17 protein-coding genes are annotated in these 22055 nt (G+C 72.4%); 10 read left to right on the top strand and 7 right to left on the bottom strand.

Annotated elements, in window-relative coordinates; all coding sequences use genetic code 11:
* Positions 1–29: 29 nt before the first annotated feature.
* Positions 30–353 carry a DMT family transporter gene (locus NDAS_RS22355; protein ID WP_013155521.1) on the bottom strand — a complete coding sequence of 108 codons (324 nt, stop codon included), beginning with the start codon at positions 351–353 and terminating at the stop codon, positions 30–32.
* Between the two features lie 310 nt (positions 354–663).
* Here NDAS_RS22355 and NDAS_RS22350 point away from each other — a divergent pair, with 310 nt between their 5' ends.
* On the top strand, positions 664–1968 hold the full coding sequence (locus NDAS_RS22350; protein WP_013155520.1) for a L,D-transpeptidase: 1305 nt from the start codon (positions 664–666) through the stop codon (positions 1966–1968).
* 110 nt (positions 1969–2078) lie between these two features.
* Here the strand turns inward: NDAS_RS22350 and NDAS_RS22345 are convergent, their stop codons facing one another.
* The 3 genes from NDAS_RS22345 to NDAS_RS22335 form a co-directional block, all read right to left on the bottom strand.
* Positions 2079–2729, bottom strand: a complete 651-nt coding sequence (locus tag NDAS_RS22345; RefSeq protein ID WP_013155519.1) for a TetR/AcrR family transcriptional regulator — start codon at positions 2727–2729, stop codon at positions 2079–2081.
* Positions 2730–3138: 409 nt separating this feature from the next.
* Positions 3139–3381 (bottom strand): hypothetical protein, encoded by a 243-nt coding sequence (locus tag NDAS_RS22340; protein ID WP_013155518.1) that lies wholly within the window; start codon positions 3379–3381, stop codon positions 3139–3141.
* 669 nt (positions 3382–4050) lie between these two features.
* Positions 4051–4620, bottom strand: coding sequence for an NADAR family protein (locus NDAS_RS22335; protein ID WP_013155517.1), 570 nt, complete (start codon positions 4618–4620; stop codon positions 4051–4053).
* A gap of 430 nt (positions 4621–5050) precedes the next feature.
* On the opposite strand from NDAS_RS22335, the gene NDAS_RS22330 reads away from it, so the two are divergent.
* The 6 genes from NDAS_RS22330 to fxsT all read left to right on the top strand — a co-directional run bounded on the left by NDAS_RS22330 (position 5051) and on the right by fxsT (position 14680).
* Positions 5051–5557 carry a MarR family winged helix-turn-helix transcriptional regulator gene (locus tag NDAS_RS22330; RefSeq protein WP_013155516.1) on the top strand — a complete coding sequence of 169 codons (507 nt, stop codon included), beginning with the start codon at positions 5051–5053 and terminating at the stop codon, positions 5555–5557.
* Between the two features lie 188 nt (positions 5558–5745).
* On the top strand, positions 5746–6186 hold the full coding sequence (locus NDAS_RS22325) for a DoxX family protein (protein WP_013155515.1): 441 nt from the start codon (positions 5746–5748) through the stop codon (positions 6184–6186).
* A gap of 241 nt (positions 6187–6427) precedes the next feature.
* Positions 6428–7363 (top strand): S1 family peptidase, encoded by a 936-nt coding sequence (locus NDAS_RS22320; RefSeq protein WP_013155514.1) that lies wholly within the window; start codon positions 6428–6430, stop codon positions 7361–7363.
* A complete protein-coding gene (locus NDAS_RS22315) occupies positions 7360–8979 on the top strand; it encodes a hypothetical protein (protein WP_013155513.1) in 1620 nt (539 codons plus the stop codon). Before NDAS_RS22320 ends, NDAS_RS22315 begins: the two co-directional genes overlap by 4 nt.
* Positions 8976–10154, top strand: a complete 1179-nt coding sequence (locus NDAS_RS22310; protein WP_013155512.1) for an AAA family ATPase — start codon at positions 8976–8978, stop codon at positions 10152–10154. The genes NDAS_RS22315 and NDAS_RS22310 overlap by 4 nt, the downstream gene beginning before the upstream one ends.
* Positions 10151–14680, top strand: a complete 4530-nt coding sequence (gene fxsT, locus NDAS_RS22305) for an FxSxx-COOH system tetratricopeptide repeat protein (protein ID WP_013155511.1) — start codon at positions 10151–10153, stop codon at positions 14678–14680. Before NDAS_RS22310 ends, fxsT begins: the two co-directional genes overlap by 4 nt.
* A gap of 44 nt (positions 14681–14724) precedes the next feature.
* Here fxsT and NDAS_RS22300 read toward each other — a convergent pair whose 3' ends face one another.
* Complete coding sequence (locus tag NDAS_RS22300) at positions 14725–14922, bottom strand: DUF397 domain-containing protein (protein WP_013155510.1); 198 nt, start codon at positions 14920–14922, stop codon at positions 14725–14727.
* Positions 14923–15742: 820 nt separating this feature from the next.
* Here NDAS_RS22300 and NDAS_RS22295 point away from each other — a divergent pair.
* Together NDAS_RS22295 and NDAS_RS22290 are read left to right on the top strand one after the other, a co-directional pair.
* On the top strand, positions 15743–16420 hold the full coding sequence (locus NDAS_RS22295; protein WP_013155509.1) for a response regulator transcription factor: 678 nt from the start codon (positions 15743–15745) through the stop codon (positions 16418–16420).
* 4 nt (positions 16421–16424) lie between these two features.
* Positions 16425–17810 (top strand): sensor histidine kinase, encoded by a 1386-nt coding sequence (locus tag NDAS_RS22290; protein WP_013155508.1) that lies wholly within the window; start codon positions 16425–16427, stop codon positions 17808–17810.
* Between the two features lie 19 nt (positions 17811–17829).
* Here NDAS_RS22290 and NDAS_RS22285 read toward each other — a convergent pair whose 3' ends face one another.
* Positions 17830–18774, bottom strand: a complete 945-nt coding sequence (locus NDAS_RS22285; RefSeq protein ID WP_049800327.1) for a TAXI family TRAP transporter solute-binding subunit — start codon at positions 18772–18774, stop codon at positions 17830–17832.
* Between the two features lie 246 nt (positions 18775–19020).
* Here NDAS_RS22285 and NDAS_RS22280 point away from each other — a divergent pair, with 246 nt between their 5' ends.
* Positions 19021–20571, top strand: a complete 1551-nt coding sequence (locus NDAS_RS22280) for an SLC13 family permease (protein WP_013155506.1) — start codon at positions 19021–19023, stop codon at positions 20569–20571.
* A gap of 161 nt (positions 20572–20732) precedes the next feature.
* Here the strand turns inward: NDAS_RS22280 and nhaA are convergent, their stop codons facing one another.
* Positions 20733–22001, bottom strand: coding sequence for a Na+/H+ antiporter NhaA (gene nhaA, locus NDAS_RS22275; protein ID WP_013155505.1), 1269 nt, complete (start codon positions 21999–22001; stop codon positions 20733–20735).
* Positions 22002–22055: the final 54 nt, after the last annotated feature.

Raw genomic sequence — 22055 nt, 5'->3', positions numbered from 1 at the left:
CTCGCCGACGGCCGCCGTGTCGTGGCCGTTCAGTGCCGCCCGCCCAGTTCCAGGGCCATGACCCCCGCGATGATCAGCGCGATTCCGCCGATCTGGACCCAGGTGAGCGACTCGCCGAAGAGCAGTGTGCCGATCACCGCGACCAGCGCGATGCCCACGGCCGCCCACACGCCGTAGGCCACGCCGAGGTTGATGCCCCGGGTGAGGGACTGGCTGAGCATGAGGAAGGCCCCGACGTAACCGACCACCACGACGACCGAGGGCAGCGGTCGGCTGAAGCCCTCGGAGAGCTTGAGCGAGGTGGTGGCGATCACCTCGGCGATGATCGCTCCGGCCAGCCAGAGCCACGGCACGGCGTTCCTCCCGACGGAGAACTGAGCGTTTGACCAGGTTCCTCCGGAGAAGAAACCTGAGCGTTCGGACAAGATTCTAGGCGCAGGGCCAACCCGGTGTCCAAGGCGAGTTACGGGTGGCCGTAACCTCATACCCGTAGGGAATCGAGGTGTACCCCCGGGGTGTATCGTCTTCGGTTCCGGCGTCCCCCACGTCCCACGCCCCAGATAACCGCTCTATACCGATGCATGAGATTTCAGAACCTTTTCGGTGGGTGTGCGTCTTACTTGCGTGGATGGCGTTTCAGGCATGACATGGAGGTAACCAGACGTGACGGGCAAGACACCTCCGGCGGTGGCGCGTCGTTTCGGTATCGGACTGGCAGCGCTGGCGCTGGCCGCCACGGCCTGCACGTCGGGTGAGGCCGAAACCCAGGGCGGCGGTACCGACGCGGCCAGCGCCGATCCCGCGGAGCTGGTGATCACTCCCGAGAACGGTGCCGAGGAGGTCGCGCCCAACTCCCCCATCCGGGTCACCGCGGAGAGCGGTGTCATCACGGACGTCCAGGTGGAGCAGGTCGTCGCCACCGAGGCCGCGGCGGAGGGCGAGGGCGAGGCGCAGGAGGCCGACCTCTACGCCATGACCGGCACCCTCAACGGTGACGCGACCGAGTGGGTCAGCGACTGGAACCTGCGCCCCGGCGCGGAGGTCGTGGTCACCGCGACCGCCGAGAACGACGCCGGTGAGGAGACCGAGGTCGTCCAGGAGTTCACCACCCTGGAGGCGGTCGCCGGACAGCGCCTGGAACTGGCCTCCAACTGGCCCGTCTCCGGTGACACCGTCGGCGTGGGCATGCCGATCGTCATCAACTTCGACCTGCCGGTGACCAACAAGGCGCAGGTCGAGAACTCCATGGAGGTCATCTCCGAGCAGGGCGTCCAGGGCGCCTGGAACTGGGAGACCGACACGATGGCCGTGTTCCGGCCCGAGGAGTACTGGGAGCCCCACCAGTCCGTGAGCGTCGACCTGCGCCTCGCCGGCGTCGAGGCCTCCGAGGGCGTCTACGGCGTGGAGAACCACCGCATCGACTTCGAGGTCGGCCGCGAGCTGATCATGACCATGCACGTGCCCGACCACGAGCTGGTCGTCAACATCGACGGTGAGCACGACCGCACCATCGAGGTGAGCAACGGCAAGGCCAGCCGCCGCTTCGACACCACGACCTCCGGCACCCACGTGCTCATGCAGCGCTACGAGCAGATGACCATGGACTCCTCCACCGTGGGCATCCCCGAGGGCACCCCCGGCGCCTACAACGTGGACGTGCAGTACGCGGTCCGCACCAGTGACAGCGGCGAGTTCCTGCACGAGGCCTCCTACAACGGCAACATCGGCAGCGCCAACACCTCCAACGGCTGCACCAACCTGCGCATGGACGACGCCCGCTGGATCTTCGAGAACACCCTCATGGGCGACGTCCTGGAGACCACCGGTACCGACCGCGAGCTGGAGTGGAACAACGGCTGGGGCTTCTGGCAGATGTCCTGGGACGAGTGGCTGGCCGAGAGCGCGACCGGCGAGCCGCAGGTGACCGACGGTTCGGGCACCCCCGGCTCCGTCCACGGCGAGCAGTAACCGCCCGCCCAACGCCGAAGGGGCGCCCGGAACCGCGCGGTTCCGGGCGCCCCTTCGGCGTTCCGCGGTCCCCGCGGGAGACGGCCTTCCCGCGCCGGGCGCCCGCCCGGTCAGTCCTGCAGGGACAGCCGGGCCACCACGGAGTCGATCACCAGCTCGGTGACGGCGGCCATGTCCACGGCACCCGGGTCGAGGAGCCACTGCACCTGGAGCCCGTCCATCACGGCGATGACCGCCGACGCCGCGGCCTCCGCCGGGGTGTGCCCGTCCGGCCCCGGGGTGTCCGCGGCCTCCCGGTGCCCCGGCCCGAGCCGGTCCAGCACGGCGTTCCCGATCTCCCCGCGCAGCACGGTGTAGCGGTCCCGGAACCAGTCCTGCGCCGGGTGCCCGTCGGTGGCGCTCTCCGCCGACAGCACCGCGTACAGCTGCGTGGTCCCCGGCCGCTCGGCGTTGCGCTCGGCGGTCGACACCAGGTGGTCCAGCATCCGGCTGCCCTCCGGCGCCGGGTCGGTGTCGTCGCGCAGCTCCAGGACCGCGGTGAGCAGGTCGGTCTTGGAGCCGAAGTGGTGCAGGACCCCCGCCGGGGTGATGTTGAGCGTCGCCGCGATGTCGGCCAGCGAGGTGTTGTGGAAGCCCTGCGAGGCGAACACGTCGGCCGCCGTGCGCAGGATCTGCTCGCGCCGGTTCACCCGCCTCCGCGGCGCTGGCGCCTCGGAGCCGGAGGAGGCGCGGGTGTCCGGCGCCGGGGTCGTCTCGCTCATCCTGGTCTCTCCACTTCCTGTACCCCGTCGGGTACTCCGGGCCCATGCGGGGGGCGGGGACCCGCCGTCCACGGTATCCAGCTTTCCCCTCCCCCCTCCTTAATGAATGTTAAGTAAGAGGGGTTTCGGTCCAGGGGGCGTGCGCCACGGGACCGGGGGACCACGGCTTCGGACCCTCACACCCGCGGCGCCCGGCTTCCGCCGGTGGGCTCGTGCGCGGCCCCCGTGCGCGCCGTACCGGGAGTGGGCGCCTGTTCAGGGCACGTCAGCGGAAGGACCCGACAGGGAGCGGGAAGCGGAGGGCCGGGACGCCTGCGGAGTTCGGGCGGGACCGCCATCCCCCGGGGGCGCCATCGACCGCTCCGCGGCGGGCCCGGGGCCGGGCGGATCCCTCCGCCCGGCCGGGGCCTCACCAGGCGCGGACCCCGCCGACGGGGGCGGGCAGGCGCTCGCTGAGCCAGGTCCACGTGCCGTCGTTCTCGGTGAAGCGGCGCTGGACGCGCTCCACCTCCGTGATCGGGTTCGAGAACACCTCGGTCCACGCCCCGGCGGTGCGCTCCTCCAGGTAGAGGCTGCGTGCGTCGGTGCGCATGCGCACCGCCTGGAGCGTGTGGTTGGAGCCGTCGCGCAACTGGATGCGGTAATAGGCCATGGGAAGTCCCTGGAGTGTGGTTCGTCCTGGATGGAAGAAGGACGGTGCGTTCCCGGACCGCGCGCGGCACCGGCGGGTGCGCGTGGGTGAACCGGTCTCCCGGAGCGTGCGGCGGGCGTACGTGGTCGGGCCGCGCGAGCGTCTGACGGGTGGCGGCGGGAACGCCGAGACCCGGAGTGCTCCAAAGAACGGGTGCGGTGCCGGAAGCACCATGCTGTCCGCGTTGTGGACTCTACTCCTGTCGTGAGCACACCGGAGCCGTAACCGCGGATACGGCGGATGAAATCCGGGTGATCCGACGGTGATCGCGGGATGCGATTCGGAAAAAGCACACGATAACTACACACCACGCACGATACGTCTTTTTTGACGCGCCAGCGGAGGTGGCGGGAGCCCGAAGGGCCGGAACGCACGCGGCTCCGGCGCGCCCTGGCCCGGGTTCAGGCATTGAGCCCACCGTTCACGCTTGTGCCCGTGACGAACCGGCCGCCCGGACCGGCCGGGTGGGCGACGTCGGCGCCCTCACGGGTCAGCCGCGGCGCGGCGGTGGCGCCGGTCCCGCGGCTCCCGCCCGTGGTGAGCGCGAACCCGTGCCCCGGGTCCCGTCCGCTCGTGGGTCCGACCGCGGCGATCCCGGCCGCGCGGGTCCGGCGGAGACCGGACCCGGCGTCACCGGGCCGCGGCCAGGCGGGCCCGGGTCTCCATCAGGGCGAACCCCAGCAGATTGAGGCCCCGCCAGCGCTCGGGGACCCGCGCGTCGTCGTTCTCGGCGCCCAGTCCGATGCCCCACACCCGGTCGCGGGGGCTGGCCTCCACCAGCACCCGTCCGCCGGTGCCGAGCAGGAACTCGCGCAGCTCCGGGTTCTGGCCGAACTTGCCGAGGCCGCCCTCGACCACGATCCCGAAGCGGGCCGCCTCCCACTCGCGCTCGTCGAAGCCGCGCACCTGGCGGCCGATCACCTTGGCGTCCCGGGGGTGGCCCGCCGCGAGGATCCGCTCCTCGGCCTCGGCGTCGCCGAACAGGCGGGCCTTGGCGGCCATCATGTAGTGCTCCGCGGTGCGGTAGCCGACCCCCTCCACCGTGAAGTCGGCGGGCCACCACTGCGACAGGCAGCTCGCCGACACGCCTCCGGAGGCGGGCGGCTGGTGGCCCCAGAAGCACAGGTACTCGGCTCCGCCCGCCGAGGCCACCAGCTCCTCGACCGTGCGCGCGTCCGCGGGATCGCGTGTGTCCGTCATGAGGGAGAGTGTCCCAAGCGGTACCGACACGCGCGGCGCCGGGCGGGCGTGCGGCGGCCCGGCGCGGGGGCCTCGAACGAGGGCGGTGCGTACCCGGGGCGGCGTATGTGACTCCGTAGTAGCGTTGCGGGAAACCCCAGGAGCCTTAGGTCAGAGGGCCCCCGTCCGCCGTGGCGCCGACGGTGGACGGAGCGTCCTTCGAGTGCGCAGACACCGGAGGACCCCACTCGGGCGGGTGAGGCCGCAGGACCGGTCGACCGGCTGGCGGGTCCACCCGGTGTCGTCCGCCGGCGGCGACGCCCCGCGGCTGAGGCACGGGGTCGGGACGCGCCTCGGCCGCTGTGCCGTGGCCGCTCTCCTATGCCTGGAAGATGGATATTTGACCAGAACACAGTTGAACTCTCAAGTTACCCCTGGGGGCACGGGCCCGATGGCCGAGACGCGGTGGCTCGACGAGGACGAACAGCAGACGTGGCGGGCCTTCCTGGCCGCCGTCCACCTGCTGGACGGGGCGCTGGACCGGCAGCTCAGACAGGACTCCGGCATGTCCCACGCCTACTACCAGATCCTGGTGAAGCTGTCCGAGGCGCCCGAGCGCGTGATGACGATGACCGAGCTGGCCAGGCGGCTGCGCTCCTCGCCCAGCCGCCTCTCGCACGCGGTCGCCCGCCTGGAGGCGGACGGCCTGGTCCGCAGGTCCAAGCGCCCGGGAGACCGGCGCACCACCCTGGCCGAGCTCACCCCGGAGGGGGCGGCCGTGCTGCGCGAGGCGGCGCCGGGCCACGTGCACGAGGTCCGGCGCGTGCTCTTCGACGCGCTCACCGGCGACCAGGTCAAGCAGCTGCGGGGGATCGCGGAGTCCATGCTCGGCGTGCTCGACCCCGGGGGCGAGGAGCCGCGGTACACGGGGCCGACCGGTACGGTGCGCCGGGACTGAGCCGCGTTCTGTTGTCGGCTCTCACCAGGGCGGACGCCACGGGGGAGAAATATCCCTCGTTGGCACTCTATGTGTCCGGGTGGATGCGTACTATCATCTGCTTTCCCAGGAAAAGGTTGTAGTCTCAAGCAACGGTGCGAGGCCACGACCTCCTCCTGGGTTACCCGCTCACAGGAACAGGAACCGCTATGACCGAGAATCCGCTCATGTCCCGCGTGGGGGACGTCGTCGCGCTGCTCGCCAGAGTCGTGGTCGGCGTCGTCTTCATCGCGCACGGTTGGCCGAAGATGTCCGACCTCGACGGCACCGCCCAGGGCTTCGCGTCCATGGGGATCCCCTTCCCGCAGTTCGCCGCCCTCCTGGGGGCGAGCATCGAGGTGGGCGCCGGGCTGGCCCTCATCGTCGGGTTCGCCCTGCCCCTGGCCGGGATCCTCCTGGCCTTCATGATGGCCGGCGCCTACTTCTTCGCCCACGTCGGCGACCCGCTGGTCGGCGGCTTCGAGTTCGTGCTCGTCCTCGGCGCCGTCGCCCTGGCCCTCGGGTTCACGGGCGGCCGCCTCTCCGTGGACCGCCTCATGCCGTGGGGTCGCCCCCGCCGTCGGACCCCTGAACCGGTACCGGCCTCCTGACCAGCGCGTCCGGGCCGTCCGTCGCCGGAGGCGGACGGCCCGGGTACCGCACATAACCCCCTTTTCTTAACTTGTTTATCTAAATTCACCTATACCTCAAGAAAAACACTCAAATCTTTCGCTCTCCTTCACGACAACACATTTTCATGAACGACAGGTAGAATTCGGTGCACCCGAAACACTGAGCGGGACCGCGCGTTCGGGCCCGTCCCGTGTGCCCCGCCCGCCGAACGGGAGCGCCGTGTCCCACCTGGCCCCCCGCCCCCTCGCCCCCGACTGGCAGTTGCGCGTCACCGACCGCGGCGGCACGGCCCTGCACGGAGCCGCGGTACTGGTCGCATCCGGATACGCGATCACCTGCGCGCACGTCGTCCGCGAGGCCCTCGCCGGGTCCGGCGTCCCCGCCGGACCCGGCGCCGCCGTACGCCTGGACGCTCCGCGCGGCCTCCCCGGCTGGGAGGCCGCCGCCACGGTCGTCGCCGACGGCTGGTGGTGGGAGGAGGCCGCGCCCTGGGACGCGGCGGTGCTGCGCCTGGACCAGCCCGCCCCGGTCCCTCCCGCCGCCCCCGCCCGGTACCGCGTCGGCGACCGGGTCCGCGTCCTCGGCTTCCCCCGCGCCGAGACCGGCCTGTGGGTGACCGGCCGGGCCACCGGTACCGGGGGCAGCCGCTTCGGCTACGTCCAGATCGACGTCGACTCCCGCGCGGGGTTCACCGTCCTGCCCGGCTTCAGCGGCAGCGGCGTCCGAGAGGAGAGGGGGAACGCCCTCCTCGGTCTGCTCTGCGAGGCGACCGGCAGCGGCAGGGCGGGCTGGATGATTCCGATGGAGGCGATCCCCCGGGTGTGGCCGACCGAGCGGACCGCCGCGGGCGCGGCGGCGAACGGCGAACGGGAGGCGCTCACGCGTACCGCCAGGGCGATGACCGATCTGCGCACGCTGCTCCTGCCCGACCTGCGCCTGGACCTGTACGTCGCGCTCGACCCCCGCCTGCGCCGCAGGCTCCGCGCCGACCAGGACCTGCTCTCCTTCGCCGCGCAGCTGGTCGCCCTCGCCCACGGTGAGTACGGGATCCTCGACGAGGTGCTCGCCCTCCTCGACGCGAGGGAGGACGGGAGCGCGGGGATGCTCCGGGTCCGCGAGGCCGCGGCCCCGCTCCTGGGGAGCCCGCCCGGGTGAGCGAGACGACGGCCACGGCGGGGGGCCAGGCCCCGATCGGGGGGCGTCCGCCATCGGAGGGCGGACGGCTCCTCCCGGAGGGCGCCGGACGGCCTTTCCCGGCCGACGGCGGTGTGGAGGACCTGGTCGACGCCCTCTGCGCGCTCCGGTGCGTCCTCCTCCCGGACGCGCGCGAGCAGTTGGCCTACCAGCTGCCGACGCGGGTCCGCCGCAACCTGCGCCTGGAGGGTTCACCGGTCGAGTTCGCCCGCCACCTGGTACGCCTGTGCCGGGAGCAGGTGCGCCTGGGCTGCCTCGTGCGCTGGATCCTCTACCTGGAGGAGCGCGGCCGCAGCTCGCTGGCGGCGGCCCGGGCCGCGGAGCCGCTGGTCCACGCCGAGGAGTGGGAGCAGCTGTACCGCCTCCTGCCCGAGGGAACCACCGACGCCGACGTCGCCCTCGTCCGCCGGGAGCTGGCGGGGCACTCCCCGGACCTGGTCGCCGAGGCCTTCGAGACCGCCCGGACCGACCAGCTCGCCCCGGCCGAGGCGCCGCCGCACACGGCCTGGGACCGGCTCGTGGACCTGGCCGAGATGACCGTGCCCGAGGGCGTCGAACTCCCGCTGCGGGTCTTCTGCGCCCTGCTGCCCTGCGCCGTCCCGCTGCGCGACTGCGCCGACCTGCTCCTGCTCTGGGGCGGCGGGCGGCGCGAGGGCGCGGCCGCGCCGCCCGGCACGCGCGCGCCGGCCCGGCTCGTCGTGCACGTCACCCAGGGCCGGAGCCGGGACCGCTACGACGTCGAGTACTGGACGGTGCTCAGCGAGAGACGGGGCAGGGCCCCGGACTTCTGCGGCCACGGCCACACCCCGCACATGGAGGCCGAGCGCATCGGCGCCCACGTCGGCGGCCTGCTCACCCTGCTGGAGGTGGACCACCGCACGGGGTACCACGAGGGCGTGCGGGTCGAGCTGGTCGCACGGCTGGACCTGCTCCGCCGCCTGGAGGCCGAGCGCTGGCAGGAGGCCGGTGAGGGCGACCGCAGGCTCGGCGCGCGGGCCCAGGTGGTCTACCGGGCGGAGGAGCTGGTGGACCCCGCGCGCGGCGACACCGCGCAGGCCCGGCGTACCTGCGCCCGCCGGTGGGAGGGGCTCGCGAGCGCGTGCGAGGTCCTGCACCTGGACACCGCGCACGAGGCCGGGCAGAGGAGGCGCAGGGGCGGACGGACCTACCGCGAACCCCTGGTCGAAAGGCTCCAGGACGACAGGATCGTCGCCCTCTCCGTTCCCTCCCATCTGGATGAATGCCACATGTCGGTCTGGTCGGCGCTCATGATCGGGGTTCCGGTCGTGATCTGGCGTTCCACCGACAATGGTCCTGGAGCAAGTCCGTGGCTCAATCTGGGGAAGGTGGGGCGGGAGGTAATGGTGCCACCCGAAAGAATACGAGCGCTTCCCAAGGCGCTCCACCAATCGCGTTCCGGATGCGTTTCCCCGGACGATACCGGGTACATCGAAGAAAGCTTCGAGGTCGCCGTCTTCTACCACGACACCCTTCCGGTTCTGCCCGCCCCCAGACCGATGACCCCCCCACAGCATCCGACAGCCCCCCTTGGGCGCGGCTCGAAGGGCCTGCCATGACCACACCAGCCGAACCCGGATCGACCAGCTCCGCGCCGGAGTGGTGGATCTTCCACGGCACAGGTCAGCCCCGCCCGCACCTGGACCTCGCCGCCCAGCTCCCCCCGCCTCCCCGGTGGCGCACCTACGGCGGCGGGCCGGACCCCGACGAAACCGGCGCGGACCCCCCGTTCTACGACCCGGGGCCGCGGGCCGGGAGCCCCGCCGCCGAGAGCGAGCGCCACCTGGGCCCCGTCCGGCCCTGGAGCTTCCCCATTCCCCTGGGGCCGCACCGCCGCCAGCTGCTGGACAAGGTCAACGCGGCCATCTGCCTGCGCCGCCCCCTGCTGCTGGTGGGCCCGCCCGGGATCGGCAAGTCCAGCCTCGCCCACCAGATCTCCCGCGAGCTGGGCCTGGGCCGCGTCCTGCGCTGGGCCGTCACCAGCCGCAGCACCGTGCGCGACGGCCTGTACGCCTACGACCCCCTCACCCAGATCCACGACCTCAACCTGGAGAACGCCCGCAACCGGGCCCTGGGCGCCCGGGACCGCCGCTACGCGAGCGCCGACGGCACGGAGGCCGACGCCCACCTGCGCAGCAGCGCCGAGTCGATCGGCCGCTACCTCACCCTGGGACCCCTGGGCACCGCCTTCCTGCCCACCCGGCTGCCCCGCGTGCTCCTGGTCGACGACTTCGACCTGGGCGACTTCGACCTGCCCGGCGACCTGCTCGACCTGTTCGAGAACGGCGGCTACACCGTCCCCGAGCTGGGCCGACTGGCCAACGTGGCCGGGAGGATCCGGGTGGCCACCGACGACCCCGGCCGTACGGCGGCGGTCGAACGCGGCGAGGTCCTGTGCTCGGCCTTTCCCGTCACGGTGGTGACCTGCAACGACGACCGGGACCTGCCGCCCGCCTTCCTGCGCCGCTGCATCCCGGTCCGGATGGGGCTGCCGGACGAGGACGAGCTGGTGGCCGCCGTGGCCGGGCACTTCGACGGCGACCCGCCCACCGGCACGCGGACCCTGGTCACCGAGTTCCTGCGCAGGAGCGCCGACGGCCACGGACTCGCCGTGGACCAGCTGCTCAACGCCGTGCACCTGGTCGGCGCCATGGGACGGGGCGAGCCGGGGCCCGAGCAGGTCCGCCACCTCTCCGACCTGCTCTGGCACCGCCTCACGGAAACCCCGGGATGAGCCCCGCGCACCAGCCGGGGGACGACCGCCCCCGGGGCTCCGGCGACCGGTCGGGCGGTTCCCCGGGTGGCCTCACGCCCACGGAGTGGGCGGACGCGCTCCACCTGGCGGCCCTCCAGGCGCGTGCCGAGGCCGCGCGCCGCGACCGCCCGATCTTCACGGCGCCGCCCGCCGACGGTCCGCCGCCCGGGGAGGCCGCCGGTTCCGGTCCGCCCCCGAGGGAGGCCGGGACGGGGACGGACGCGCCGGGGACCGAGCGGTCCTCCCCTGCGCCCGGCACGGACACCGGGACCGCCCGGTCCCCGGGGCTCCCCGCCGGCGGGGGCGGTTCCGCCGCCGGGCGCGTGCCCCGTGGGCGGGCCCCGGCCCCGCCGCACGGCGGTGAGGGGACGCCCCCGTGGCCGCACCGGGACCCGGGGGACGGCGGGCCGCCGACGGAGCCCCCCGGGTTCGTCCAGCCGGTCCTGGAACGGCGCCAGGAACTGGTCGCCGCACTGGGTCCCTTCCACCTGACCGAACCCCGTGGGCGGCCGGACGGCGTCGACCCGGAGGGCACCGCGCGCAACTACGCGCGCTCGCTCCTGGACAGCCTCCACTGGTCCGAGGACGAGCGCGAGGGCGCCGGCGTCCCGGTGGTGCCGCGGCCGTGCGCGCGCCGGGAACGGGCGGTCAACCTGACCCTCCTCGTCGACGACGGCGTCACCATGGCCTTCCAGCGCGGCCTGGCCGCCGAGTTCGTCCGGCTCGCGCGCTCCGGCGGGATCTTCCGCGAGGTCGCCTCCCTGTACTTCGACTCCGCGCGCCCCGGCGTCCCCAGGCTGCGCGACGGCCACGGACGCCCCGGCCGCCTCGGCGGCGGCCGCGCGCACGTGGTCCTGTTCCTCACCGACGGGCTCGGCGGCGCCTGGCGCGACCGCGGCTTCCAGGACTGGGTCGCCGAGGCCGCGGACCGCGGCGCGGTCGCGATCCTCCACCTGCTCCAGCCCCTCCTGTGGCGGCGCGGCGCCATCGCCACCGTCCCCATGGAGCTGGCCGCGCCCCGGGCCGCCGGTCCCTGCGCCGCGAACACCCGGTACGCGCGGGAGCGCACCCTCACCGACCCGGAGGAGGACAAGCGCGAGCCGGGGGTGCTCGTGCCGGTGCTGACGCTGGATCCCCGGACGATCCGCGACTGGGCGGTCTTCGCGATGGGCAGGGGCCCCGGACGCCTGTGGGCGCACACCGCGCGGTTCCCCGCGGGAGAGGACCCCGCCCCCGCCGAGGCTCCGGACGCCGGGGAACCCGCCTTCGACGCCGAACGGGAGGCGCGGCGCTTCCGGCAGCTGGCCAGTCCCGAGGCGTTCGACCTGGCGGTGGCCCTGGCCGCCGTGCCGCTGGACCCGCGTCTGGTGGAGGCGGTCTGCGAGGACGTGCTCGGCCGCACCACGCCCTCGGAGCTGACGGAGGTCTTCTTCAGCGGGCTGGTGCGCGGGGGCGGCGGGGGGGAGGAGGACGGGCCGGTCGGGTGGGACTTCCGCCCGGGGGTCCGGAGGGCCCTGCTGTCGCTGGGCGGCCGGGTCTCCGACATCCGCCGGGTGCTGGGCCTGGCGGCGGAGCGCCTGCGCCGGGTGGACCCCTGGTTCGACGCCCTGCGCCTGATGCTGCGGGGCGGGAACGACGACTTCCCGAAAAGGACGCGGCTGTCCCACCACTGGGCGAATTCCATGCTCCCGGCGGTGGAGAGCGCGGCCCTCACCCGACGTTATGCCGCGCCCATCAGGGAATACGCCGATATCTCCGGGACGGGTGCGACCCGCGGTGCGGAAGAAACGCATGAGGCGGGTACGCCGTCGCCCGCTGGTCTAGTATTACCGAAGGTTTCCGGATCTGCGCGTGTGGGTGGGAACAACGGCTGGAAGGCGCGGAACAGAGCACCCTTTTCTGAACGGTCGGGGAAAGAAACTCATATGGCCACAAAACTGTCAAATGAGGATATGATGCAAGAATCTGGCGGCCAGTCCAGCGGTCGTACGTCCCGATCGTCCATGAGTGGCCGACCGCTCAACGCGGTCTGGGTCCAGGTTCCGCGCCGCAACAGCGCCTTCACCGGCCGGGAGGAACTCCTCTCCGCGCTGAGGGGACAGCTCCTGAAGGGGCGGCGCCAGGTCATCACCGCCCTCAACGGGATGTCGGGGGTCGGCAAGACCGAGCTCGCCAAGGAGTACCTGTACCGGTACGCGTCCGACTACGACCTCATCTGCTGGATCCCCGCGGCCCACAGCAACCAGCTGAGGGAGAGCTTCTCCGTCCTCGCGTCCAGGCTCAGGCTGGACAGCGCGGGCGCGGGCAGCGGACACGTCCTGGAGAACGTCCTGGAGGCACTGCGCCAGGGCGTGGACTATCCGCGCTGGCTCCTCGTCTTCGACAACGCGCAGGCCCGGTCCGAACTGGATCAGTATCTTCCTGTCGGGGGCGAGGGCCACGTGATCATCACTTCTCGGGACTCCAGCTGGACGGTGCGGGGCGGCGACGCCTACCTCTCCGTCCGCGAGTTCGACCGGGCGGAGAGCATCGAGCTGCTGAAACGGCGCGGACCCGCGTCGCTGACCACCGAGGAGGCCGACCAGCTGGCGCACGAGCTGGGCGACCTGCCGCTGGCCCTCAACCAGGCCGCCGTGTGGCTGCACGAGAGCGGGATGGCCACCGAGGAGTACCTGCGCCAGTTCGCCGAGAAGAGCCAGGAGATGCTCGACCTCCTGCGCCCGGTGGACAGCGCCTACCCGGTGGCCGTCGCCGCCGCCTGGAACGTGTCCCTGGACCGGCTGGCCACCACCAACCCGGCGGCGCTCCAGCTGCTCCAGCTCTGCTCCTTCATGTCGACGGCGCCCATCCCCCGGACGCTGTTCAACTTCGCCCGGGGCATCGAGGGTCCCGCGGAGCTGCGCGGCGCCCTGGAGGACCCGGCCAGGCTCGGCATGGCGATCCGCGACATCGGGCGCAACAGCCTCGCCCACATCGACCACCAGCGCAACACGGTCTCCCTGCACCGGCTGGTGCAGCGCGCCGTCCAGGCGCCGATGAGCGACGAGGAGCGCGAGGAGATGCGCCACTGCGCCCACCAGCTGCTGGGCCGCAACGACCTCCAGGTGGTGGCCGTGGACGCCTCCGAGCGCTACACCGAGCTGCTGCCGCACGTGTGGGCCTCCGAACTGTGGAACTGCACCGACCCCTGGGCGCGCAACCTGGTGGTGCAGATGTGCCGGGTCGCCGTGCTGCGCCAGGAGTTCGACGAGGCCCGCCGCCTGGGCGAGACCGCCCACGAGTGGTGGCGCCTGCAACTGGGCGAGAACCACCCCTCCACCCTGGGCATGGCGATCCAGATCTCCACGGCGATGCGCGGGCAGGGGTACCTGGAGCAGGCCCTCGCGCTGTGCGAGGCCACCCTGGGCACCCTGCGCGAGACGCAGAACCCCGGGGACTCCGAGACCCTGGAGGCGGAGATCGAGTACATCCGCACCCTGCGCTTCCTGGGCCGGTTCCGCGACTCGCTGACGGCCGCGGCCGACGCCTACCACCGCCGGGTGCGCCTCTTCGGCGAGGACGACCCGCACACCCTGGTCACCGCCCACTTCCGCGCCTTCAACCTCCTGCTCAGCGGCGACCCGGAGTCGGCCGCCGACCAGTACCGCGACACGCTGGCCCGTCTGGAGGCCGTCTTCGGCCCGGACCACCCGCGCACCCTGGGCACCAACAACGGCTACGCCGAGGCCCTGATGGAGAAGGGCCGCTACCGGGAGGCCGAGGAGATCCAGGCCCACCAGGTCGAGCGGGCCATCGGCCTGATCGGGGAGGACGACAACCGCGTCCTGCGCAACCAGCGGACGCTGGCCGTCATGCGCCGGCGCGTCGGCCACCATCGGGAGGCGCTCGCCCTGTCGGAGCGCGCCTGGCAGCGCTTCCGGGTCAAGCACGGCGTGGACGACAACGAGACCATGTACGCCGCTCTGGTGCACTCCATGTCCCTGAGCGCGGTCAACCAGCACGACGAGGCGCTGGAGCTGGCCCAGACCACGGGGGAGCGCTACGTCAAGCTCCTGGGCGAACGCCACCCCTACGTGGGCGCGGCGGACGTCAACCGGGCGATCATCCTGCGCCGCCTGGGCAGGGCGGCCGAGGCCCGCCAGCTGGACGAGCGCTCCCTGGAGCTGTTCCTGGACCGGCTCGGCGCCCACCACCCCAGCACCCTGGCCTGCCTGGTGAACCTGGCCAACGACCACTTCCTCATGGGCGACGTGGCCGGTGCCCGGGAACGGGACGAGGAGGCGCTGCGCGGCTGCGAGGAGGCGCTGGGGGCCCCGCATCCGCTGGCCCTGCTGGCCCGCCGCAACCTGCTCGTGGACCGCAGGGCCCAGGGCGAGGACGTCGAGGCCGAGTTCGTCGCCGTGGAGGACGGCTACCGCGAGGTGATGGGGTCGGACCACCCCGCCACGCTCAGCCTCCGCAGGACCGTGCGGGGGGACGCCGACATCTACCTCGCCCAGATGTGACCGGTCGCGGTCCGGGGCCGCGCTCCCCGGGCCGACCGCGGCGTTCAGCGGTGCCCGGCGAGCCGGAGCAGCGCGGCCCACTGGTGCGCGGGCAGGGCGAGCGCCGCGCGGTCGGGGTGCGTGGAGTCGCGCAGGCCGACCGTCCGCGGCGCGCCCAGGACGGCCTCGACGCAGTCGCCGTTGCCGCCACCGCTGTAGCTCGACTTCCGCCACCGACCGGGTTCGTGTCCCAGCCCTCTCACGGGCACTCCCGTCCGCTCTGTCCCCGCTGGTTGTCGCTACGCACGCGGCGGCCTCGATTCTCCCAGTTCCACCATTGGTCGCTCCTGTTTCCCGAGCAGTTCTGAAAGTGCGATCGGGTCCGACTCCGGTTCAGTTATGTATTCGGTTGGTCACAGGCGCCGACTTGTACATGCCCACTGGAGTGGTGTTCATGTTGTCCGGGCGCGGCCGTTCTCCGGATGGCCCGGAAAAAGACGCGAATGATATGCCGGGAAGCGGTTCCACTTCGGTTTCGCGGGCGCCGGGACCGTGCTGTGCCCGCCGGGGCGCCGCCGCCGCGGGCCCTTCCCGGACCAGCGCGCGCAAAGCCCGTGCCCGCGGGCTTTGCGGGCCCGGCTCCGCCCGGAGGGCGGGAGCGGACGCCTACCGGGAAGGGCGTGAGAAGATCGGCCGGAGAGAGGCCGCGTGGCGAAGAGGCGATTACCCCCTCTCCGGCCCGCCGAAAAGCGCGTGCGGGAAAAGGGCGGGTGTCGGCGGCTCGTGACTCCGATCCCTTTTCGTTTCCGTTGCGGCTCGGGGTCAGGATGTTGTGCCCGGGGCGGACCGCTCCGCGGTCGCCCCGTGTGCTTCGGGGGAAGCGGGTGCCCCGGTGCGGACGCAATTCCGTCTCTGGCGTTATGACCGCTTATGTCCGTGGAAATGGCGGCCGGGCCCGCCCGCACGGAACTCCGTGCCGCGCCGCCGACGGGCGGCGGACCCGTCCCGCGGGGGCCGGGAGCAGCGTCCGGTGCCGGGGAGCGCCCCGGCGGTGTGCCGTGACCGGGGCGAACACTGCCTAACATGCTGGACATGCGCATTCTCGTGGTCGAGGACGACGACCGGGTCGCCCGCGGACTGGTGACCGCCCTGCGGGCGGCGTCCTTCGACGTCCAGAGGGTCGCCACCGCCGAACGGGCCCTGAGCGCCCCGCCCGCCGACGTCGTCCTCCTCGACCTCGGCCTCCCCGACGCCGACGGCATCGACCTGCTCCGCAAGCTCCGCGACCGCCCGCAGACCGCGATCATCGCCGTCACGGCCCGCAGCGAGGAGCGCGACCGTGTGCGCGGCCTGCGGGCCGGAGCCGACGACTACGTGGTCAAGCCCTTCGGCGTCGCCGAACTCCTCGCCCGCATCGACGCGGTCCTGCGCCGCACCCGCGCCGCGCGGGCCGAGGCCGCGGAGGAGGAGCCCGCGGTCAGGATCGGCGAGCTCACCGTGGACCCCGGCTCCCGCGCGGCCAGCGTCGGCGGCGCCGAACTCCAGTTGACCCGCAAGGAGTTCGACCTGCTCGCACTCCTGGCCTCCCGCTCCCCGTCGGTGGTCGCCCGCGACCAGATCCTCGACCAGGTGTGGGGCACGGCCTGGGAGACCTCCTCCCGGACCCTGGACACCCACATCGGCTCGCTGCGCGCCAAGCTCGGCCGGGCCGTACAGATCCGCACCGTGCGCGGTGTCGGCTACCTCCTCGACCGGTCCTGAGCCCGTGCTCCGCAGACTGCTCACCATCCTGCTCCCCGCCGCGTTCGTCCTGGTCGCCTCGGCGGTCATCCCCCTGGGGGCGGTCATCGCCCAGCAGCTGACCCAGCAGGTCTACGTCGACCGCCTCGGGGACGCGGGCCGCTTCGCCGCCCTGGCCCGCACCGCGCTGGAGGCCGACCGCACGGAGGCGCTCCTCCAGGAGATGGCCCGTTACGAGGCGCTCTACGGCATCCCGGTGGTCGTGGTGGCCCCCGACGGAGAGATCATCGCCGGGTCCGGCAGCACGGCTCACCAGCGCGACGTGCTCGCGGAACTGGCCGCGCCGGAGGCCCTCACCATCGCCCTGGCCGGGGAGCGCCCGGCCCCTCCGACCACGGTCTGGCCCTGGGAGTCCGACCCCCTCGTGGTCGCCGAGCCCATCGGCCGCGACAGCGAGGTGACGGGGGCGGTCATCGTCGCCGCCCCCACCGACCGGCTCGGCGCCGACATCCTCGGCTCGTGGGGATGGCTCGCCCTGCTCAGCCTGGTGCCCCTGGCGCTCCTGGTGGCGGCCTCGCTGCCGCTGTCGCGCTGGGTCCTGCGCCCCATCGGCCGACTCGACGCCGCGACCACCGCCGTCGCCTCGGGGGACCTGGACGTGCGGGTGGACGCCGAGCAGGGACCTCCGGAGCTGCGCCGCCTCACCGAGTCCTTCAACACGATGGTCGACGTGGTGCGCAGGGCCCTGGAGCGTCAGCGCTCCTTCGTCTCCGACGCCTCCCACCAGCTGCGCAACCCCCTGGCGAGCCTGCGCCTGGCGGTGGAGAACCTCGCGCCCTACCTCGGCTCGGAGGAGGCCAGGGAGGCGCACGCCGTGGCCGTGGACGAGACCACGTTCATGCACCGGATGCTCAACTCCCTGCTGGCCGCGACGCGCCTGGAGAGCGTCACCGGCACCGAGGCCGTGGACGTCCCCGAGCTGCTGGAGACCCGGGTGGAGCGCTGGCGCGCCCTGGGCCAGGCCCGGGGGATCACCGTGACCGTGCACGTCCCCGCCGGGCTGCGGGTCTGCGCCCCGGCCGGGGGCCTGGGCAGCATCCTCGACGAACTGGTGAGCAACGCCCTGCGCCTGTCCGGGGGGACACGGGTGCAGGTGCGGGGTTCGGCGGGCGACCCCGCGCGGATCAGCGTGCTCGACGACGGGGAGGGGCTCCCGGAGGAGGAGCGCGGCGCGGCCCTGGACCGCTTCTGGCGCTCTCCCCGTCATCAGAACACCGAGGGGACCGGCATGGGGCTGGCGATCGTCTCCGACCTGGTCCGCGAGGCCGGAGGGGAACTGGCGCTGGGCGAGGGCCTGCCCGGCGAGCGGCCCGGGTTCGGCGTGACCATCACGCTGCCGTCGGCGGACTGAGCCCTCGTCGGGGAGGGCCTCAGGAGGGCTTGTTGTCCCGGTACCAGCGCGCGGCGCCGGGGTGGAGGGGGACCACGCCGGTCGAGATGCCGGTGCGCACGTTGATCTGCGCCGCCTCGGGACGGGAGTCGGCGATCCGCGCGGCGCCGGTGTAGACGGTGTCGGTGACGGAGTAGGCCAGGTCGTCCGGCAGGTCGGCGGCGCACAGCAGCAGGTTGGGGATGGACAGGGTGGGGCAGGCGGGCACGCCCTCGTAGGTGGTCGCCGGGATGGTGGCCGGGAAGTACCTCTCGGGGTGGGCCTCGGCCATGGCGGAGGCGACGTCCCCGAGGTCGACCAGGCGCGTCACGTGCTCACGGGCCAGGTCGGCGACCGCGGGCGTGGGCAGTCCGGTCAGGGAGAACATCGCGTCGATCTCCCCACGGGCCAGGGCGTCGGCGGAGGCCGCCTGGTCCAGGCGCACCGTCTCCATGGCCAGTCCGGTCTCCTCGGCGGCCTGCGCGACGGTGAACTCGGTGCCGGAGTTGACCGCCCCCACCGAGACGCGGCGGCCCTCCAGGTCGGACAGGGAGCGCACGGGGGAGGCGTCCAGGACCATGAGGTGCAGGAAGCTGTCGTAGAGGCGCCCGATCGCGCGGAAGGGGCCGGTGTCGGCCTCCTCGTCGGCCAGGACCGCGTCGAGGCTGGTCAGACCCAGGTGGGCCTCGCCCGACTCGATGAGCAGCAGGTTGTCGTGCGAGGCGCCGGTCTCGACGGCCTCCACCCGGATGTCGGGGAACCGGGCGTCCAGCAGCCCCGCGATCTCCGAGCCGATCTCCCGGTAGACGGCCCCGGCCGGGCCCGTGGCCACGACGAGCGACGCCGGAGCGGTGGAGGGTTCGCGCCACGAGCAGCCGCCCAGCGCGGCCGTGATGAACACGCCGGCGGCTCCCCTCAGGGCGGTGCGCCGGTTCGGTCCATGCATACCCGCAGCTTAGGCGAGGGAGGACGGCGGTTCAGACCCCCAGGTCACACCTTGCGCGTGGTCACCTTTCGTGCCAAGGCGACGACCCAAGGTTCCGAAATGTCAGAGGAATCTCAAATCTTCCTTGAGACCTTGAACACGCGAGAAAGAGACCCACACCATCGCTGTATCAATTCGGGGTAATCGGGGAGAAACCCGACGGTAAGCCCAGTGTCACTTCCCGGTGACCCACAACAGGAGGATTCCATGGCGTCCGAGAAGGGTGTCGACGCGCCCGACACCGCATCCCCCACGCAGGACGGCAGAGTCGCCAGGGGCACCCCGCCCTCGCGCGTGATCGGCCTGATCGCGGGCCCGCTGGTCGGGCTCCTGGTCTACTTCCTCATGCCGGACATGCCGATGCCCGTCGTCGACGGCGAGGACGGCGAGACGGTCCTGTCGGCCAACGGCCGCGCGGTGGCCGCGGTGACCGCCTTCATCGCCATCTGGTGGGCCACCGAGGCGATCCCGATCCCGGTCGCCTCCCTGCTGCCGCTGGTGCTCTTCCCCCTCTTGCTGGAGGGCACTCCCGTCGGGGACGTCGCCTCCTCCTACGGGTCGGACACCATCTTCCTGTTCATGGGCGGCTTCATGCTCGCCCTGGCGATGCAGAAGTGGAACCTGCACAAGCGGATCGCCCTGGTCATCGTCTCCAAGGTGGGCTCCAACACCGCGGGGCTGGTCGGCGGCTTCATGATCGCCACCGGGTTCATCACGATGTGGGTGTCCAACACCGCCACCGCCGTGATGATGCTCCCCGTGGGCCTGTCGGTGATCACGCTGATCACCCAGTTCCGCGACGGCAGGACCGACGCGAACTTCGCCACCGCGCTCATGCTCGGCATCGCCTACTCGTCCTCCATCGGCTCGGTGGCCACCATCATCGGCACGCCGCCCAACGTGCTGATGGTCGGCTACCTCGCCGACGCCCACGACATCCACATCGGCTTCGGCGAGTGGATGCTGGTCGGCCTGCCGCTGGCCGCCGTCTTCCTGCTCATCGCCTGGTTCGTGCTGATCAAGATCTTCCCGCCGCAGGTCAAGAAGGTGGAGGGCGCCCAGGCCCTCATCCGCTCCGAGCTCGCCGAGATGGGCCCGATGGCGCGCGGCGAGAAGCTCGTGCTCGCGGTCTTCGCCTTCGCGGCGCTCTCCTGGATCTTCGTCCCGGTCCTGGCCGACAACTTCCTCCCGTGGCTGTCCAGCGTCAGCGACGCCGGGATCGCGATGACCGTGGCGGTCCTGCTGTTCCTGATCCCGGTCGAGCGCGGGACCCGCCTGCTGGACTGGGAGACCGCCGTGCAGCTGCCGTGGGGCGTCCTGCTCCTGTTCGGCGGCGGTCTGGCCATCTCGGGGCAGTTCACCGCGTCCGGCCTGAGCACCTGGATCGGCGGCCAGGTCGCCGTCCTGGAGGGCGTGCCCACCTGGGTGCTGATCCTGGTCGCGGCCGGGCTGGTCCTCTTCCTGACCGAACTCACCAGCAACACCGCCACCGCGGCCACCTTCCTGCCCATCCTCGGCGGCGTCGCGGTGGGCATGCAGATCGACATCCTGTCCCTGGTGATCCCGGTGGCCCTGGCCGCGACCATGGCCTTCATGCTCCCGGTGGCCACACCGCCCAACGCGATCGTCTTCGGCTCCGGCCACGTGCGGATCGGCCAGATGATGCGCGGCGGCGTGTGGCTCAACCTCATCGCGCTGTTCCTGATCCTGGCCGCGATGTACACCGTGGTGACCTGGTTCCTGGGAGTCAGCGTGTAGGAGTACCACGCGTCGCGGGCGGCCCCCTGTGGTTTTGGGGGGCCGCCCGTTTCTGCGTTGCCGGGCGGCCCGGGGGGCGGGCCCCGCCGCGGGGCCCGCCCCCGTGTCACACGACGGCGGCCCGCCTCCCCGCTCGGGGGAGACGGGCCGCCGCCGTGTTCCTACTCGGAGTCCGCGCCCGCCGTGCTCTGGCGTTCCAGCTTCCGGTAGTGCCGCGCCCTCGCACCCAGGATCACCGTCGCCAGCAGCGTCGCGATGGCGGAGGCCACCAGCACGCCCGTCTTGGCGTGCGCCAGGTGCCCCGGGTCGTCGGCGAACGTCAGCTCACTGATCAGCAGCGACACGGTGAACCCGATACCGGCCAGCTGCGACATGCCGACGATGTCGATCCACTTCAGGCTGGGGTTGAGCTCGGCCCTGGTCACCTTGGTGGTCAGCCACGAGCCGCCCGCGATGCCGATCACCTTGCCGACGACCAGGCCCGCGAGGATGCCCAGCGCGGCCGTGTCGGTGAGGACCTCGCCGAAGCCGTCGAAGACCACGCCCGCGGAGAAGAAGGCGAAGATCGGCAGGGCCAGTCCCGCGGACCAGGGGCGCAGCAGCTGCTCCACGCCGTGGCTCGGGTCGTGGTGCTCGCCGGGCAGCTTGTTGGTGCGCATCAGCAGGCCCATGGCCACACCCGCGATGGTCGCGTGCACGCCGCTCTCGTGGACCAGGACCCAGATCACCAGGGCCAGGGGCACGTAGACCAGCCAGTTGGGGACCACCGACGCGTTGAGCCTGGCGGCCAGGCCCTTGCCGCGCTGGAGGTACCAGAAGACCGCCAGGCCCGCGGCGGCGGCCAGCAGGGCCACGAAGTTGATGCCGGACGTGTAGAAGACCGCGATGACGATGATCGCGCCGAGGTCGTCCACGATCGCCAGCGTCAGCAGGAAGGTCCGCAGCGCGGGCGGCAGTCCCCGGCCGATCACCGCGAGGATCGCGAGGGCGAAGGCGATGTCGGTCGCCATCGGGATGCCCCACCCGTGGAGGGTGTCGGGCGAGGTGAAGTTGATCGCGGCGTAGATGGCGGCGGGCACGATCATGCCGCAGATCGCCGCGACGATCGGCAGCATGGCCCGGCGGGGGTCTCGCAGCTCCCCGTGGACGAACTCCTGCTTGAGCTCGTTGCCGACGACGAAGAAGAAGACCGCCAGGAGGCCGTCGGCGGCCCAGGTCTCCAGGGACAGGTTCAGGTGCAGCGACTCGGGCCCGAAGGTGACCGCCCGCAGGTTCTCGTAGACCTCGCCGAAGGGCGAGTTGATCCAGACGAGAGCGAGGATCGCGGCGCCGATCAGCAGGAAGCCGCCGACGCTGTCGCTGCGCAGGGTGTCGGCCAACCGTGAGAGCGGGCCGTGGCGCTCGGAGCGCAGAATCGGGTCGATGCTCATGTGCAACTTTCCGGGCGTACGACTGACAGGGACTCGCCGACCAGTCTTCCCGGC

Origin of the sequence: Nocardiopsis dassonvillei subsp. dassonvillei DSM 43111, assembly GCF_000092985.1 — a bacterium.
GTDB lineage: Bacteria > Actinomycetota > Actinomycetes > Streptosporangiales > Streptosporangiaceae > Nocardiopsis > Nocardiopsis dassonvillei.
The sequence above is the reverse complement of the archived record's forward strand: the minus strand, read 5'-3'. Positions and strand labels throughout refer to the sequence as shown.

What these genes read in the sequence shown, in the direction of transcription:
- NDAS_RS22345 (WP_013155519.1), bottom strand. Translation starts at nt 2,729, where the DNA reads ATGAGCGAGACGACCCCGGCGCCGGACACCCGCGCCTCCTCCGGCTCC.
- NDAS_RS22340 (WP_013155518.1), bottom strand. Translation starts at nt 3,381, where the DNA reads ATGGCCTATTACCGCATCCAGTTGCGCGACGGCTCCAACCACACGCTC.
- NDAS_RS22335 (WP_013155517.1), bottom strand. Translation starts at nt 4,620, where the DNA reads ATGACGGACACACGCGATCCCGCGGACGCGCGCACGGTCGAGGAGCTG.
- NDAS_RS22330 (WP_013155516.1), top strand. Translation starts at nt 5,051, where the DNA reads ATGGCCGAGACGCGGTGGCTCGACGAGGACGAACAGCAGACGTGGCGG.
- NDAS_RS22325 (WP_013155515.1), top strand. Translation starts at nt 5,746, where the DNA reads ATGACCGAGAATCCGCTCATGTCCCGCGTGGGGGACGTCGTCGCGCTG.
- NDAS_RS22310 (WP_013155512.1), top strand. Translation starts at nt 8,976, where the DNA reads ATGACCACACCAGCCGAACCCGGATCGACCAGCTCCGCGCCGGAGTGG.
- fxsT (WP_013155511.1), top strand. Translation starts at nt 10,151, where the DNA reads ATGAGCCCCGCGCACCAGCCGGGGGACGACCGCCCCCGGGGCTCCGGC.
- NDAS_RS22295 (WP_013155509.1), top strand. Translation starts at nt 15,743, where the DNA reads ATGCTGGACATGCGCATTCTCGTGGTCGAGGACGACGACCGGGTCGCC.
- NDAS_RS22285 (WP_049800327.1), bottom strand. Translation starts at nt 18,774, where the DNA reads ATGCATGGACCGAACCGGCGCACCGCCCTGAGGGGAGCCGCCGGCGTG.
- NDAS_RS22280 (WP_013155506.1), top strand. Translation starts at nt 19,021, where the DNA reads ATGGCGTCCGAGAAGGGTGTCGACGCGCCCGACACCGCATCCCCCACG.
- nhaA (WP_013155505.1), bottom strand. Translation starts at nt 22,001, where the DNA reads ATGAGCATCGACCCGATTCTGCGCTCCGAGCGCCACGGCCCGCTCTCA.